The sequence below is a fragment of the Actinomadura viridis genome (genome assembly GCF_015751755.1).
GTDB lineage: Bacteria > Actinomycetota > Actinomycetes > Streptosporangiales > Streptosporangiaceae > Spirillospora > Spirillospora viridis.
This window is the reverse complement of the sequence record NZ_JADOUA010000001.1, coordinates 3,074,968-3,090,715: the sequence shown is the minus strand read 5'-3', so window position 1 is coordinate 3,090,715 and position 15,748 is coordinate 3,074,968. Positions and strand designations below refer to the sequence as shown.

General features: G+C 72.1%; 14 protein-coding genes. 7 read left to right on the top strand and 7 right to left on the bottom strand.

Annotated elements, in window-relative coordinates; all coding sequences use genetic code 11:
• Positions 1-5 precede the first annotated feature (5 nt).
• The 4 genes from ureC to IW256_RS13855 all read left to right on the top strand — a co-directional run bounded on the left by ureC (position 6) and on the right by IW256_RS13855 (position 4,036).
• Positions 6-1,727, top strand: a complete 1,722-nt coding sequence (ureC, locus tag IW256_RS13870) for an urease subunit alpha (RefSeq protein WP_197011359.1) — start codon at positions 6-8, stop codon at positions 1,725-1,727.
• Positions 1,724-2,440, top strand: coding sequence for an urease accessory protein UreF (locus IW256_RS13865; RefSeq protein WP_197011358.1), 717 nt, complete (start codon positions 1,724-1,726; stop codon positions 2,438-2,440). Before ureC ends, IW256_RS13865 begins: the two co-directional genes overlap by 4 nt.
• An 11-nt stretch (positions 2,441-2,451) precedes the next feature.
• Positions 2,452-3,087 (top strand): urease accessory protein UreG, encoded by a 636-nt coding sequence (ureG, locus tag IW256_RS13860; protein ID WP_197011357.1) that lies wholly within the window; start codon positions 2,452-2,454, stop codon positions 3,085-3,087.
• A gap of 94 nt (positions 3,088-3,181) precedes the next feature.
• On the top strand, positions 3,182-4,036 hold the full coding sequence (locus IW256_RS13855; protein ID WP_307828884.1) for an urease accessory protein UreD: 855 nt from the start codon (positions 3,182-3,184) through the stop codon (positions 4,034-4,036).
• A 19-nt stretch (positions 4,037-4,055) separates the two neighbouring features.
• On the opposite strand, the gene IW256_RS13850 is transcribed toward IW256_RS13855, so the two are convergent.
• Positions 4,056-4,829, bottom strand: coding sequence for a DUF4190 domain-containing protein (locus tag IW256_RS13850; protein ID WP_197011356.1), 774 nt, complete (start codon positions 4,827-4,829; stop codon positions 4,056-4,058).
• Positions 4,830-5,512: 683 nt separating this feature from the next.
• Here IW256_RS13850 and IW256_RS13845 point away from each other — a divergent pair.
• The gene (locus IW256_RS13845; RefSeq protein WP_197011355.1) at positions 5,513-6,727 is read left to right on the top strand and encodes an ammonium transporter; all 1,215 of its coding nucleotides are present in this window, start codon (positions 5,513-5,515) and stop codon (positions 6,725-6,727) included.
• Positions 6,724-7,431 (top strand): YoaK family protein, encoded by a 708-nt coding sequence (locus tag IW256_RS13840; RefSeq protein WP_197011354.1) that lies wholly within the window; start codon positions 6,724-6,726, stop codon positions 7,429-7,431. Before IW256_RS13845 ends, IW256_RS13840 begins: the two co-directional genes overlap by 4 nt.
• Positions 7,432-7,461: 30 nt before the next feature.
• Here IW256_RS13840 and IW256_RS13835 read toward each other — a convergent pair whose 3' ends face one another.
• Together IW256_RS13835 and IW256_RS13830 are read right to left on the bottom strand one after the other, a co-directional pair.
• Positions 7,462-8,628, bottom strand: a complete 1,167-nt coding sequence (locus IW256_RS13835) for a M20/M25/M40 family metallo-hydrolase (protein ID WP_197011353.1) — start codon at positions 8,626-8,628, stop codon at positions 7,462-7,464.
• Positions 8,625-9,770: a diaminopropionate ammonia-lyase gene (locus tag IW256_RS13830; RefSeq protein ID WP_197011352.1), complete on the bottom strand. Its 1,146-nt coding sequence runs from the start codon at positions 9,768-9,770 to the stop codon at positions 8,625-8,627. Before IW256_RS13830 ends, IW256_RS13835 begins: the two co-directional genes overlap by 4 nt.
• Before the next feature lie 92 nt (positions 9,771-9,862).
• Here IW256_RS13830 and IW256_RS13825 point away from each other — a divergent pair, with 92 nt between their 5' ends.
• A complete protein-coding gene (locus tag IW256_RS13825) occupies positions 9,863-10,804 on the top strand; it encodes a LysR family transcriptional regulator (RefSeq protein WP_197011351.1) in 942 nt (313 codons plus the stop codon).
• A gap of 91 nt (positions 10,805-10,895) precedes the next feature.
• Here the strand turns inward: IW256_RS13825 and IW256_RS13820 are convergent, their stop codons facing one another.
• The 4 genes from IW256_RS13820 to IW256_RS13805 all read right to left on the bottom strand — a co-directional run bounded on the left by IW256_RS13820 (position 10,896) and on the right by IW256_RS13805 (position 15,743).
• Positions 10,896-12,491, bottom strand: coding sequence for a sialidase family protein (locus tag IW256_RS13820; RefSeq protein WP_197011350.1), 1,596 nt, complete (start codon positions 12,489-12,491; stop codon positions 10,896-10,898).
• 267 nt (positions 12,492-12,758) lie between these two features.
• On the bottom strand, positions 12,759-13,874 hold the full coding sequence (locus IW256_RS13815) for an alanine racemase (protein WP_197011349.1): 1,116 nt from the start codon (positions 13,872-13,874) through the stop codon (positions 12,759-12,761).
• A gap of 169 nt (positions 13,875-14,043) precedes the next feature.
• Positions 14,044-14,874: an amidohydrolase family protein gene (locus tag IW256_RS13810; protein ID WP_197011348.1), complete on the bottom strand. Its 831-nt coding sequence runs from the start codon at positions 14,872-14,874 to the stop codon at positions 14,044-14,046.
• The gene (locus IW256_RS13805) at positions 14,871-15,743 is read right to left on the bottom strand and encodes an IclR family transcriptional regulator (RefSeq protein ID WP_197011347.1); all 873 of its coding nucleotides are present in this window, start codon (positions 15,741-15,743) and stop codon (positions 14,871-14,873) included. The genes IW256_RS13810 and IW256_RS13805 overlap by 4 nt, the downstream gene beginning before the upstream one ends.
• Positions 15,744-15,748: the final 5 nt, after the last annotated feature.

Sequence of the window (15,748 nt, the reverse complement as noted above, 5' to 3'; positions counted from 1 at the left end):
CCACCATGACCTCCATGAGCCGTGAGAAGTACGCGTCCATGTACGGCCCGACGGTGGGCGACCGCTTCCGTCTCGGCGACACCGACCTCGTCGTCGAGGTGGAGCAGGACCACAACGAGGGGCACTACGGCGACGAGACCCAGTACGGGGGCGGCAAGACGGCCCGTGACGGCATGTCGAGCGACCCCGCGTCGACGAGGTCGGTCGCCCTGGACGTGGTGATCACCAACGCGGTGGTCATCGACCCGATGATCGGCGTCGTCAAGGGCGACATCGGCATCAAGGACGGCCGGATCGTCGGGATCGGCAAGTCCGGGAACCCGCACACCCAGAACGGGGTGGACCGGCGCCTCATCGTCAGCGCGGACACCGAGGTGATCTCCGGGGAGAACCTCGTCGCCACCCCCGGAGCGATCGACACCCACGTGCACTTCATCGCGCCGGAGCAGGCCAGGCACGCGCTGAGCAACGGGATCACGACCCTGGTGGGCGGCGGCACCGGCCCCGCGGACGGCACCCGCGGCACCACCTGCACCCCGGGACCGTGGAACCTCGCCCGCGTACTGCAGGCGTTCGAGGACATCCCGATCAACGTCGCGGTGTACGGCAAGGGGAACAGCAGCCTGCCGGCCGCGCTGGAGGACCAGATCCGCGGCGGCGCCGCCGGGCTGAAGGTCCACGAGGACTGGGGGACCACGCCCGCCGTCATCGACTGCTCCCTCGCGGTGGCCGACGAGTACGACATCCAGATCTCGATCCACACCGACACGCTCAACGAGGCCGGGTTCGTCGAGGACACCATCAACATGATCAACGGCCGCGCCATCCACACGTACCACTCCGAGGGGGCCGGCGGCGGTCACGCGCCCGACATCCTGCGGGTGACCGGGGAGCCCAACGTCCTGCCGGCCTCCACCAACCCGACGCTGCCCTACACCGTCAACTCGGTGGACGAGCTGCTGGACATGACGATGGTCTGCCACCACCTCAGCTACGGCGTGCCCGAGGACGTGGCGTTCGCCGAGAGCCGGGTCCGCGGCGAGACCATCTCCGGCGAGACGGTGCTGCACGACCTGGGCGTCATCAGCATCATCGGGTCGGACTCCCAGGCGATGGGCCGGGTCGGCGAGTCGTTCACCCGGGCCTTCCAGGTCGCCCACCACAACAAGGACAACCGGGGCGCGCTGCCGGAGGACTCCTCCCGCAACGACAACTTCCGGGTGCTGCGCTACCTGGCCAAGCTCACCATCAACCCCGCCCGTACCTGCGGGATGGCGGACACGATCGGCTCCCTGGAGGACGGCAAGCTCGCCGACGTCGTGCTGTGGCAGATCCACTCCTTCGGCGCCAAGCCGTACATGGTGATCAAGGGCGGCATGATCAGCTGGTACCAGATGGGCGACCCGAACGCCTCGCTGCCCACGCCGCAGCCGGTCTACTACCGGCCCACGTTCGGCGCCCACGCCTCCGCGCTGTCGAGCACCTGCGTGACGTTCATGTCCCAGGCCGGGATCGAGGCGGGGGTCCCCGAGAGGCTCGGCCTGAAGCGTCTCGTCCGGCCGATCCGCCAGTGCCGGACGGTCGACAAGCGCCACATGCGCTACAACTCGACGGTCGCCGACGTCAGGGTCGATCCGGAGACCTACAAGGTCACGGTGGACGGCGAGCCGGCCCACATCGAACCGGCCAGGACGCTGCCGCTCAGCCGGCTGTACTTCCTCACGTGAACGCGCCGGCCGCCGGCCCCGCGGATCTGGTCCCGCTGCTGGCCCAGTTCCAGCTCACCGACTCGGGTTTCCCCAGCGGCCTGTACACGCTCTCGCACGGGCTCGAAGGGCACGTCCAAATGGGGCTGCCGAGCGGGCCGGCCGACCTCGCCGCGCTGCTCAGGGACCTGCTGGACCACTCGGTGGGGCCGGGGGACGCGACGGCCCTCGTCCTCGCGCACCGGGCCGTCGCCGGCGGGGACTGGGACCGGCTGGTGCAGGTCGACCGGCGGCTGCACGCGCTCAAGCTCAACCGCGAGCAGCGCACCGCCTCGGTGCGTACCGGCCGCCAGGTCCTCGACACCGCGGCCTGGGCGTTCGCCCTGCCGGAGGTCGAAAGGCTGGCGGCACTGGTGACGGACAAGGCCACACCGGGTAACCACGCAGTGGTGGTGGGCGCCGTCCACGCGGGCCTGGGGGTCCCCGCCGACCGCGCGGTGGCCGGCGACCTGTACGCCTTCGCCGCGAGCTGGACGGCGGCGGCGGTACGGCTGGCCCGCGTCGACTTCCGCCGCGCCCAGGCGATCCTGCGCGAGGTCCGCCCGGACCTCGCCCGGGTGGCCCGCCGGTCGCTCGCCGCCGAGGACCCGCGGGACCTGCACGGCGCGGTCCCCGTCGCCGACGTCGTCTCGGCCGCGCACGAGCGGGCGCAGGCCCGCCTGTTCATCACCTGAAGGGAAGCGACATGGAACTGGAGAAGGTCTTCAAAGTGGGGATCGGCGGCCCCGTCGGCTCGGGCAAGACCGCCCTGATCGAGGCGCTGGTCCCCCTGCTGATGGACCGCGGGCGCCGCATCGGCGTCATCACCAACGACATCTACACCCAGGAGGACGCCCGGCAGGTCCGGCGCACCCTGGCCGGGGTGCTCGATCCCGAGCGGATCGTGGGCGTCGAGACGGGGGCCTGCCCGCACACCGCCGTCCGCGACGACCCGACCATGAACCTGGCCGCGGCGGCCGACCTGGTCGACCGGTTCCCGGACGTGGACCTGCTGCTGTTCGAGAGCGGCGGCGACAACCTCACGCTCACCTTCAGCCCCGCCCTCGCCGACATGTACATCTTCGTCCTGGACACCGCCGAGGGTGAGAAGATGCCGCGCAAGCGCGGGCCGGGCACCACCGACTCCGACCTGCTCGTCATCAACAAGATCGACATCGCCCCGTACGTGCGGACCGACCTGACCGTGATGGAGCGGGACGCGCGGGCGGTACGCGGGTCCGCACCGGTGGTGCTGACCGACTGCCTGACCGGCACCGGGGTCGCCGACGTCGTCGATCTCATCGAGGCGCGGACGGGGGCCGGACCGCGTGTACCGCTCTGACGTGGAGCCGGGCGGCGGGCCGGCGGCGAGCGCGAGGTCCGGGTGGTGGCGGTCGCCGTGGGTGCCGCCGCCGCTTCGGAAGTACGCCTCCGAGGTGGACACGCTGCCGGTGGGCACCCCGGGCAAGGTCGGGATCCTGGACCTGGCGTTCGAGCGGATCGCGGGGCGGACGGAGCTGACCGCCCACTACCAGAAGACGCCGATGCAGATCACCCGCCCGCTGTACTACGACCCCGCGCTGCGGGACATGGCGCACACCATGATCATCGCGACCGGCGGCGGCACCCTCCAGGGCGACCGCCACCGCATCGACGTCTCCTGCGGCGCCGGCGCGTCCGTCCACCTCGGCACCCAGGGCGCCACGCGGCTCTACCGGATGGAACGGGACTACGCCGTCCAGTTCGTCAACCTCGCCGCGGGGCCGGGCTCTTACCTGGAATACCTGCCCGACACCACCATTCCCTTCACCGGGTCCCGGTACTACCAGCGGGTCGGCGTGACCGCCCACCCGGACGCCACCGTCGTTCTGGGCGAGACGATGATGGCCGGACGGCTGGCCCGGGGAGAGCGGCACGACTACACGGTGTACTGCAGCGACATCGAGGCCCACGATCCCGGCGGCGGGCTGCTGTTCGCCGACCCGCTCCGCCTGGTGCCGCGCGAGCAGGAGGTGACCGGTCCCGCGGTGATGGACGGCTTCGGCCTCCTGTCGTCCTTGTACGTCATCACCCGCGCCAGGCCCGCGCAGGAGGTGGCCGACGCGATGCACGAGACGCTGGCGGGCACTGGGCTGCGTGCCGGCGCGAGCGTCCTGCCCGGGGACCACGGCGCGTGGGCGCGCATCCTCGGGATGGAGTCCCCCGAGGTCGAGGCCGCCTTCCGGCTGGCGTGGGACGCCGTCCGCCGGCTGCTCCTGGGCGTCCCCGCCCCCGAACGCCGCCGCCCCTGAGACGTTCCGGCCCAGCAGGTCATCGCGGACGGAATGTTTCATAAAATACGTCAAGCTCGTCTTGCATGGGTTCCCAACTGGTATCCGCAGTTCGCAGATACATCGCGAACGGTCGCCCACCGGCTCGGAAGAAGCGATCCTGCGAGTGAATTCGACCTGCACCGCTCGGCGCATCGAAGGTGAACTCCCAATCGGCCGCGTCCCCGTCCTGGTAGTTGAGATCGCTGATACCGATCAAGCTGTAACCCTTGAACGGAGGCTTGTTGGTCCGCGCACCCTCGTCTCCCTTCTCGGCCTGGGCGCGAGGTGTTTCCGGATAGTCCCATGCCTGCGCATCCACTTGCAGGTAGGTGACACCGTCGGGTGCATCCCAATAGACACTTTCGCTTGAATCTCCAGATCCGGCACGACGCTTCCAGCTACTGGGAACCTGGATTTCGAATCCTTCCTCAGAGTAAGTCACCAGAGGTTCGGAAGTCGTCGTGGGCACCTCGGACGAGAGAGGCGACCGGATACCGGCGGATGGCGCTCCATGGCCAGCGACAGAACGTCCACCATCGAATGCCCCGAAGACCATGGGAAGGCCACCGAAGAACATTAAGAAAACGAGAACCGGAACCAGGACCGCATAGCCGAGAACGAAACCTGCGACCGCCTTTCTTCCTCCATCTTCAACTGGGTCAGCACGCTTTATCCGGTGGTGGGCCATGTGACCGAAGATAATGGCCGGAAGGGAGGTGATGCCACACGTGATGAAACCCACGATGCCCAGTACCATCGCGATGGTGGCCATGCCGCCGGCTCGAGAGGGCGGCGATTGATTGGTTGATCGCATTACAGATGACACCCCGCCAGGCCTGGCGCAACGCCGTTACGAAGAGATGCACTGCACATACTCCCATGCTGGCCAGAGCCCATTCAATATGGCAACAATCATCGTGCAAGAACTCCATTACCTGGATAGCACCAGAGAAGCAGTAGGGGTTCTCCGCCAGGTAGATCTCCGGTATGTTCGACAGGGCGCTCGACGGCCGGGCTGGCCATCTGAGCAGAGGGTGTGAGGGCGGCCGGATAGTCAACCTCCGCACGCCGGTGGCCACGGGTGTCGATGCCGGCCGGTGCTCTGCCCATGCCACCGGCCGCGGCCAGCGGGTGATCGACAGTCCTCACAGCGCTGTCGAGAAGGGTTCCCTGCGGGGGGTCGTGGCCGGACTCGGGTGCGCGACCGTCCGGATATCAATTCGTGATCTTTACCGGACGGTCTCGCTTTCCATGGAGCGGGGAAAAGGGGTGATCCCCGTTGGCGCGTGCGCGCCTTCCTTTACGGGAGCCGGGTGCCTGTTTTGGGCACGGCGGGCAGGAGAGCGCGAACGTCGGCTGACGCCTTTGCCTTGGGCAGGTCCGAGGCAAGGTTTCCCGCCCTCCCCTGTTGATCATCCTCCAAGGTACTGACCTGGAGGCGGAGGTGTCGGAGAAGTGCCACGCGGACTGAACACCGGCGATTCCGCATGGGTGCTCGTCAGTTTCGCCATGGTGCTGCTGATGACGCCCGGGCTGGCCTTCTTCTACGGCGGCATGGCCCGGTCCAAGAACCTGGTCAGCGTCCTGTACATGAGCTTCGTCTCGATCGCCGTGGTGAGCGTGATCTGGTTCGCCTACGGGTACGGGATCGCGTTCGGCCCGGACCTCGGCGGGGTCGGGCTGCTCGGCTGGGGCGACTGGCAGTTCTTCAAGACCACCCCGAGCCTCCTGCACAGAGAGATCCCGCTCTACGTCTACTCGGTCTTCCAGCTCACCTTCGCGATCATCACGATCGCCCTGGTCAGCGGCTCGGTGGCCAACCGCGTCCGGATCGGCCCCTGGATGATCTTCGGCGCGGTCTGGGTGACCCTGGTGTACCTGCCGGTCGCGCACTGGGTCTTCTCCGACACCGGCTGGCTCAGCAAGTGGGGCGTCCTGGACTTCGCGGGCGGCCTGGTCGTCGAGCTCAACAGCGGGATCGCGGGGCTGGCCCTGGCGGTCGCGCTCGGCCCGGGGATCAACTTCCGCAAGGAGGAGCCGCCCCGGCCGAAGAACGTCCCGTTCGTCCTGCTCGGGCTGGGCCTGCTGTGGTTCGGCTGGTTCGGCTTCAACGGCGGCTCGGCGCTGACGGACGGGCCGCTCGCGGCCAACGCGGTGGCCAACACCATGATGTGCGGGTGCGTGGCGATGCTGGTCTGGATGCTCGTGGAGAGGATGCGCTACAAGCGGTTCTCCCGGCTGGGCGGCGCGACCGGCGCGGTGGCCGGTCTCGTCGCCATCACACCGGCCTGCGGATACGTCAACCTCTTCGGCGCGACGATCATCGGCGTCGTCGTCGCGATCGTCTGCACCTACGCGGTGGAGGTCAAGACGGTCGTGGGCTACGACGACACCCTGGACGTCGTCGGCATCCACGCCGCGGGCGGCATCGTCGGGATCGTGGCGCTCGGCTTCCTCGCCACCGGGCAGTACGGCGACCCGACGGCGGGCCTGGTCTACGGCGGCTCGGTCTCGCTGCTCGGCAAGCAGGTCGTCGGGGTCCTGGCGGTGGGGTTCTACTGCTTCGTGGTCACCTTCGCCATCGGCAAGATCATCGACCGCCTGTTCAGGATGCGGCCCACCCCCGAGGAGGAGGCCGCGGGTCTCGACACCGAACTGCGCATCGATTGACCAGGGCCGAGCCGCCGGATCAGGGACGGTCGCACGGACCGCTGCCCGGGCTGCTGCTGATCATCACGCTGAGCACCGGGATGATCGACACGGTCAGCTATCTGGAGCTCGGGCAGGTCTTCGTCGCGGCGATGACCGGGAACCTGATCTTCCTCGGCCTCGGCCTGACCGGGCTGGGCCCGCTGCCGGCCCCCTCGGTGTCCATCCTGGCCTACGCGGTGGGCGCGGCCTGCGGCGGGCGGGTCGCCTTCTCCACGCTCTCGCGCCGGTCCCGCCTGCTGGCCTGGGGCACCGCATCCCACGCCGGTCTGGTGGGCGTCGCCGCGCTGCTCCTCACCCTTTACGGGTTCGACGCCCCCTGGCCGCGGCACGCGGTGCTCGCGTTGCTGGCCCTCTCGATGGGCTGGCAGTACGCGATCGTGCGCAGGCTGAAGGTGCCCGACGTGACCACGACGGTCGTCACCACCACGATCACCAGGCTGTTCGGCGAGATCTCCGGGCGCGAGACGCAGAGACGCCGGCTGCTCATGATCGGCACGCTGCTGTGCGGCGTGCTCCTCTCGGGCCTGCTGCGGCGCACGCTGGGCCCGGTGTCCCCCCTGTGGGCGTCCGGCGTCCTCCTGGGGGTGTGCTCGGTGATGACGTACCTCGCGGCCAGGCGTCCCGGGGCGGAGCGGTGGAACCGGACGCTGCCCGCGCGGTGACCCGCTCCGGGGCGGATTCCCGTCAGGAGATCACGACCGGGGAGCCGACGGACGGGCGAAGAGGTCCCGTGCCGCCGCCACGAACACGCGGGCGCAGTCGATGGTGTCCTGGACGCTGACCCACTCCACGTCGGCGTGCGCGCCCTCGCCTCCGGGGCCGAACAGGACGGTCGGGACGCCCCGCGCGGCGATGAAGGCGGAGTCGGCCCAGTAGCTCGCGCCGACGATGCCGGCGGGCCGCCCCCGGACCTGTTCGTGCGCGGAGTCCAGGGCGCGGACGACGGGCTCGCCGCGGTCCGTCTCCATGGGAGGGCGGTGCAGGACGGTGCGCGCGGCGGCCTTCAGCCGGGGATCGGCGGCCCGGCATTCCTGGAGGAGGTCCTCGATCTCGCGTTCGACGTCGGCGGCGGTCTCGCCGGGCAGGGTCCGGCGTTCCAGCGTGAGCACGCACCGCTCGGGAATGGTGGACGCCTCCTGGCCGCCCGTGATGAGCGAGGCGTGAACGGTTCCCGGCCCCAGCAGGCCGTGCCGCCGCCTCTCCAGGGCCCGGTCGAGCTCGCCGAGCCCGACGAGGATCGGGCCGGTCTTGACGATCGCGTCGATGCCCAGATGCGGCCGGGAGCCGTGCGCGGCGACCCCGGTCACCTCGATGTCCACCCAGACGAAGCCCTTGTGCGCCACCCCGACGGCCATCTCGGTCGGTTCGGCGACGATCGCGGCGTCCGCCGCGAGGCGGGGCAGGACCCGCTGGACGCCCAGGCTGGCATGCTCCTCGTCCGCGACGGCGGCGACGGTGACCTCGCCCGGCAGCCGCAGCCGGTGGGCCTCCCTGCAGGCGATCAGCGCGGCGGCGAGGCCCGCCTTCATGTCGTACGCGCCGCGGCCGTACAGGCGGTCCCCCTCGATCCGCGGCAGCAGCGGGTCGGTGACGCCGCCGAGGCCGACGGTGTCCAGGTGCCCGCACAGCAGCAGCCGGGCGCCGTCCGTGGCCGCCCGCCCGCCGCGGACGAGGACGTCCGGCCGGCCCGTCCCGTCGTCGACGAGCTCGGCGGACAGCCCCTCCCTGACGGCCCAGTCGTGGACGTACCGGGCGATCTCGGCCTCGCCCGCTCCCCCCGGGGACAGGGACGGGTTGACGGAGTCGATGGCGACGAGCTGTTCGAGGAGGGCGATGACGTCGTGGTCCGGTCCGGTCATGGGGTGGTCTCGCCTTCGGTGAGGTCGCGGGGGCTCTCGGTGCTCAGCAGGACGACGGTGGAGTCCGGGCCGAGGCCGAGGGCGGCCCGCCCGCCCAGGCCCGGCTCGGTGAGGACGGCGCGTACGCCCGCCAGGCACGCGGCCCCGCAGGGCCCGGCGGGCACCCCGTGGCCGGCGAGTTCGCGCGCCGCGGCGGCGGCCTGCCCGTCGCTGACGGTGACCGCGGCGTCCAGGCCGTTCCGGAGGTAGGGCCAGGCCAGGGACGACGGAGTGCCGCAGTTGAGGCCCGCCATGATCGTGCTGCCGGTCGGCACGCTGCGGTACCGGCCCGCGGCGAGGCCGGCGTGGACGCAGGCCGCCGTGTCCGGCTCCACCCCCAGGAGCGCGGTGGGAGGCTCCGTGCCGCGGCTGCGGTAGTGGGTGACGACGGCCTGGGCGAGGGAGCCCACTCCCATCGGGACGACGACCAGCGCGGGCGGCTCACCGCCGAGCCGCGCGTCGATCTCCGCGAGCAGCGTCGAGTACCCGTCGACGATCCACTGGGGGACGTCCTCGTACCCGGGCCAGGCGGTGTCCTGCACGAGCACCGCGCCGGGACGCGAGCCGGCCTCCCGCGCCGCGCGCCGGACGGCGGTGTCGTAGTCCCCGGCGACGACGATCACGTGGGCCCCTTCGGCGCGGATCGCCTCGGCGGCCGGGGCGCCGGCCACGTCCGGGACGAGGACGCGCGCGGGGATCCCCAGCGACCGCGCGAACCGGGCCAGCGCGCGCCCGTGGTTGCCGTCCGTCGCGGTCACCAGTTCCATCGGCGGCAGGGAGGAGACCATCTCCCGCAGGGCGTCGAGCGTCGCCGGGGGTGCGGTGACGCCGGCGAGCCGGCACACCACGCGGCAGACCGCGTAGGAGACGCCGAGCGCCTTGAAGGCCGGCAGCCCCAGGCGTTCCGACTCGTCCTTGACCATGACGCTGCGCACGCCCCACTCGCGCGCCAGTTCCGGTATCTCCACCAGGGGCGTGGGCGCGTAACCGGGAAGCCGCGAGTGGAACCGCGCCGCGCCCGGAGGCGGCGGCGGGCAGGTCCAGGCCCGGGCGTGAGGGTTGAAGAACCAGGAACGGGTGGTCAGGACGGTGCCGTGGGACATGTCCCCTACGGTTCCCGCTCGCATCGTTGCAGTAAAGTGGACGATTCCGAAGATTACCGTTCGGTTTTCACGAACGATCGGGACGGAGGGCCGTGTTCGACCTCCACCGGCTGCGGCTCCTGAGCGAGCTGAAGCGCCGCGGCACCATCACCGCCGTGGCCGGCGCGCTGAACTACAGCCCGTCCACGATCTCCCAGCAGCTCGCGCGGCTGGAGGCCGAGGCGGGCGTCCCGCTGCTGGAGCCGGTGGGACGGCGGGTGCGACTCACCCCGCAGGCGGAGATCCTGGTCTCGCACGCCGACATCGTCCTCCGGCAGCTGGAGGCCGCCGAGTCGGAGATCGCGCGGTCGCTCACCCGCCTGTCCGGCACGGTGCGCGTCGCGGCCTTCCAGACCGTCCTGCTGGCCCTGCTGCCCCCGGTCCTCGCCGCCCTGCGCGCGGCCCATCCCGGCCTGCGCGTGGAACTGATCCAGGCCGAGCCGCACGTCGCCCTGCCGAGGCTGCTCGCGCACGACGTCGACCTCGTCGTCGCCGAGGAGTACCCCGGGCACCCCCTCCCCCGGCCTCCTGAGATCACCTACCAGGAGGTGTGCCGCGACATCATGCGCATCGCCCTGCCACCGGAGGACCGCGGCGCCGGTCCCGCCGACGTGTGGGAGCGGGCCGCCGGGCGCCCCTGGATCGCCGAGCCGCACGGCGCGGCCTCGCGGCGGTGGGTCAGGGAGCTGTGCCGCCACGCCGGTTTCGAGCCCGACATCCGCTACGCCACCGACGACCTGCTCGTCCACCGGCGCCTGGTCGCCGACGGGCACGCCGTGGCGATCCTGCCCGACCTCCTGTGGTTCGACCGGCACCGCCCGCGCCCCGTCCTCGTCGGGATTCCCGGCGGGCCCCACGCCCGCCGGATCGTCACCGCCTGCCGCAGGGACCACGCCGAGCACCCGGCGATCCGCGCGTGCCGGACCGCCCTGGGGGACGCGGCGATGACCACGCAGAACCCCGCGCCCGAGGAGCGGGGCAGGGCGTCACGCTGACCACTCGCGGGCCCGCGCCTCGAACCGGGACGGCCGGCCCGCCATGGTCGAGGCGGGCCGGCCGGTCACGCGGCAGGGGCGCGGGCGGGGATCAGCCGCCGCTCGGCGAGCGGACGCCCACCTCGGCGAGCACCGCCCAGCCGTCGGAGGCGGTGATCCGGACCCGGACGGCGTCGATCGGGGTGCCCGCGCCGACGGGGAACCACGACAGGTCGTCGCCCCAGCGCACGCGGCCGTCGAGGTCGCCGACCGTCCGCCACGCGTCGCCCGTGCGCACCTCGACCGCCGCCGCCTCGGCGTGCCCGGGCTTGAGCGCGACGCCGACCTCGATCGCCCGGGTCGGCCGGGCGAAGGTGAGCGTGTACGCGACCGGCGCCGCCCGCGGAGCCCAGGCGGCGTCGTTGTAGCCGACGACGCCGTCGATCGCGCCGCGCGGCCCCACCGCCGGCTGGGCGGGGCCGGTGTAGGTCATGTCGGTGTCGATGGAGAGGCCGCCCGCGGCGTGCAGCGCGGCCAGGTCCACCCGGCTCGGGTCGGCGGGCTCGGAACGGATCGTGGAAACGTCCACGAACGTGCCGACCAGCCGGCTCCCGGCCGAGTCGAAGCCGAGCACCAGCACCCGCCCGGGCCGCACCTCGACGGCGGCGGGGTTGGCCTGGTCACCGGTCCCCGAGTCGTACACCAGCTCGCGCGGGGCGCCGTTCCACGGCCGCCCGGGGTCGCGCAGCACGGCGCCGACGGTCCCGCGGCGGCTGGTGAAGTGGCCGGAGAGGTCACCGTAGGCGAGGAAGACCTCCCCGTTCCGCAGGACCTCGGTGTGCGCCGAGGAGGTCACCAGGTCGATCCTGGCGGGCGCCGACCAGGTCCGGCCGCCGTCGCGCGACCACGACTCCTGGGAGTAGACCGCACCCATCGTGGAGGCGCCGGTGCCGATGCGCAGCAGGGCGTGGACCGCGCCGTCCGGCAGCACGGTGAGGACGGGCTCCTGGTAGTGGGTCCCCTGCGCCGAGGCGATCAGCGACTCGGTGTCCGCCCGCCACGACCGGCCGCCGTCCAGGCTGCGGACGATGGTCGCCCGCTGCCAGCGGTCGTCGGGGACGGTCCCGTAGAGCGGGATGATCAGCTCGCCGGAGGGCAGTTCCTTGATCTGGCCGTGGCTGGCGGCCCAGCCGAGCTCGTAGGTGTCGACGATGTCGGACTCGCCGCTCATCGCCGTCTCCACCAGGACGGGGGCGGACCAGGTGGCGCCGCCGTCGTCGCTGCGCGCGACGAACGTCCCCATCGGCTCCGCGGGCCGCACGGAGTAGTCGATCTGGAACCAGCTCAGCAGCAGCCGCCCGGAGGAGAGCTGGGTGACCATCGGGTCCCGGTCGTCGTACGGGGTGTCGAGGACGACCTCGGGCGACGACCAGGTGAGGCCGCCGTCGCGGCTCCTCAGCATCAGCAGCCGGCCGTCCTGCCCGGTGTGGCCGGCGCCCTCGCGGGCGACCGCGACGACGGACCCGTCGCTCAGCCGCTCGGCGTTCGGGAAGTGCAGCTTCTTGCCCGGTGCGGCCTGGGCCAGGACGACGTCGGGCCGGTCCGGTGCCGCCGCGCCGGACGGCGCGGTCGCGTTCGCCGAGGTGCTCGCGAGACCCAGCGCGAGCACGCAGCTCAATGTGACGGTGATCGTTCGGTGGAACCTCATGGTTTCTCCAGCCGGAGGCTCGGGCGTGCGGTGAATCGAATCCGATCGGACCAGGCAAATGGAACGCGAAATAGCATTCCATGTCAACGCTTCCGAGCAGTTCACCTTACGGATCGCCGCAGCCTCAGGCGCCTACGACCTGCGTACGCAGCAAAGTGAAATGGTTCTACCGGGCGGCCCGAATTCCGCCCGGTGAACGAAGCCATGCCGCTGGGATCGGCGGGATCTCCGGCCTTTCATTGGCCGGACGGAAAGGGCCCTCCCGCGTCAGTACCGTGCCTCGATCGGGCTGCGTTCCACGGCCCGGCCGCCTTCCACGAAGTACAGTGCGCTCCACATGTTGGTCGTACCGCAGGCGTGGTTGGGAACGATCCGCAGCAGATCCCCCACGCGCAGGCCGGAGGTGCCCGGGCCGGTGAGGTAACCGTGCTCCTCGTTGCCGCCGGAGAACTCCACCCCCTCCAGGGGCCGGCCCTCCATGTCGCAGACGATGCCGAGGGCCCCGGCGGTCGCGACGGCGTCGGAGCTCATCGCCTTGATGCCCGCGTCGATGATCACGGTCCCGGGACGCTGGGCACTGGTGACGCGGGCCAGCACGGTCTGCGCGCACTGCTCGATCCGGGCGCTGCCCAGGCCGACCTGGTTGGCGTCGAAGTAGACGTAGGTGCCGGGACGGGCCTCGGTGACCCCCTCGGCGAACGGCGCGGACGTCGCGCCGGGCGTCGAGCCGACCGAGACCAGCGGGCACGCGTGCCCGGCGGCGCGCAGCTCGCCGGCCACCAGCGCCAGCGTGCGGCCGGCGAGGCCGCCCGCGGCCTCCAGCCCGGCGCGGTCGGAACCGTGCGCCGCGAGGTGTCCCTCATGGGTGAGAACGCCCCGCATCCGCAGCGCGGGCAGCGCCGCGAGCTCGGCGGCGACCCGGACGGCCCGGTCGGGGTCGACGCCCGCGCGGTGCAGCCCGGTGTCGACCTCCAGGACGAACGGCACCTCCACCCCGGCGGCCTCGGCCGCCCGCGCCAGCGGCCCGGCCGCCTCCACCGAGTCCAGCGCGACGGTCAGCCCGCCCCGGGCCAGCGCCCGGACGGCGAAGGCGACCTTCGCCGGGCCGACCGGCTGGTGCGCCCACAGCACGTCCTCCACCCCCGCGTCCTGAAGGAGCGCGACCTCGGCGGGAGTGGCGCAGGTGAACCCGATCGCGCCGTGCGCGAGCTGGCGGCGGGCGACCGCCACGCACTTGGAGGTCTTGAAATGGGGACGCAGCGCCACCCCGGCGGCGCCGAGCGCGCCGGCCATCGCGGCCAGGTTGGCCTCCATCCGGGCCCGGTCGACGAGCAGCGCCGGCGTCGGCACCTCGTCCAGCGCCGCACCCCCTGCCGTGCTCATTCCCTCGCTCCGCTCAGTCACGCCGCCCCCTCGTGGGGGGACGACCCCCCACACCCCCCGACAAAAAACCCTCTCATTCCCTCGCTCCGCTCGGTCACGCCGCCCCCTCGTGGGGGGACGACCCCCCACACCCCCCGACAAAACCCTCTCATTCCCTCGCTCCGCTCAGTCATGAGAGGAGCCCCATCTCGGGGCGGGGGTCTCCGTCCAGCAGCCACTCGACGGTCTCCTTCCGGATCTCAGGGAAGCCGGACGGGCGCCGCCCGACCATCTCGCGCAGCCCGGCGACGGCCTCGGCAGGGGTCCAGAGCGGGTAGTCGGAGCCGAAGACGAGCCGGTCGACCACGTCCCACTCCTGGGCGCGGGCCAGTGCCAGGTAGCCGTCCATCGGGCGGGCCCAGGACGCGGACACGTCGGCGTACACCCGGCGGTTCTTGCGCAGCGTCACGATCGTCTCACGCTGCCACGGGTGCCCGAGGTGCGCGATGATCTGGACGAGGCCGGGGTGGCGGCGCGCGACCTCGTCCACGACCAGAGGGTTGCTGACCGACAGGTCGCCCGCCGGGCTGGGCGTGGCGCCCATGTGCCACAGGAGGACCAGGCCCGCGTCGGCCGCGGCCCGGTAGAACGGGTCGTGGACGGTGTCGCGCGGGTCGAACAGGGCCAGCACCGGGTACAGCTTGATGCCGCGCAGGCCGCGCGCGACGCCGTCGGCGAGCTGGTCGAGCACGTCGGGGTCGGCCGGGTCGAGCGCCATGAACCCGATCGTCTCGGTGGCGGTGTCCGCGCAGAACCTCTCGGTGTACTCGTTCGGGGTGAGGACGCCGGCGGCGGTGGCGCGGATGCCGAAGACGCACGCGGCGGTCACGTCCGCCATCGCGCGGTCGTAGTCGGCCGGGCCGAACTCGTGGGCGCCCCTGCCGTAGACGGGCCGCCAGTGGTCGTCCCACTCGTGCCCCCAGTGCTCGGGCCGCTGGCAGTGGGTGTGGAAGTCGATCAACCGTTCTCCCGGGTGCTGGGCGCGCCGGAGCGCAGGGACGAGTGCAGGTACTCCAGGGCCGCGACGACGTCGGCGTCGGCGGCCAGCGCGGCGGCCGCCGCGCGCAGCCGGTCCAGGTAACCGGCCCGCGCCCGCTCGCCGAACTCCGCGGACGGCCCGGACACGCTGACGGCCGCCATGCAGACGCCGCCCACCTCGACCGGCACCGCGACGCAGCGCAGCCCGACGTTGCCCTCGTTGTCGTCGAGGGCGTACCCGCGGACGGCGGTGTCCCGCAGGTCGCCGGTCAGGGCGGCGGCCGTGATCAGGGTGTGCTCGGTGCGGGCCGGGAACGGCTCGGGCGGCAGGTGCGCCGCGAGGTCGGCGGGGTCGAGGCGGGCGAGCAGCATCTTGCCGAGCCCCGTGCAGTAGGCGGCGTCGCGGGTGCCGGGCATGGTGTGGAAGCGGATCGGCCGGTCGGGCTCGCGGACGCACACGTGCAGCACCTCCCGCCCGTCCAGGACGCCGAGGTTGGCGGTCTGCCCGGTGTCCCCGGCGACCCCGGCGAGGTGGCCGCCGGCGATCTGGGACAGGTCCAGCCCGGACAGGTACGCCGTCGACAGCGTCAGCGTCTTGTGGCCGAGCCGGTAGGCGGGGCGCTCGTCGGCGCGGACCACGTAGCCCATCTCCTCCAGGACGCCGAGGAGCCGCACGAGCGTGCTCTTGGGCAGGCCGGTGTCGGCGTTGAAGTCGTTCAGCGTCAGCGCCCCGCCCCGCGCGGCGAGCCGTTCCAGCAGGGCGATGCCGCGGGCCAGCGCGTTGGCGTGGTAGTTGGCCGAGACCGGGCGGTCGTCGTCCACGCTGGCGCGGCGCGCCGTGGTTCGTGCCATGGTGC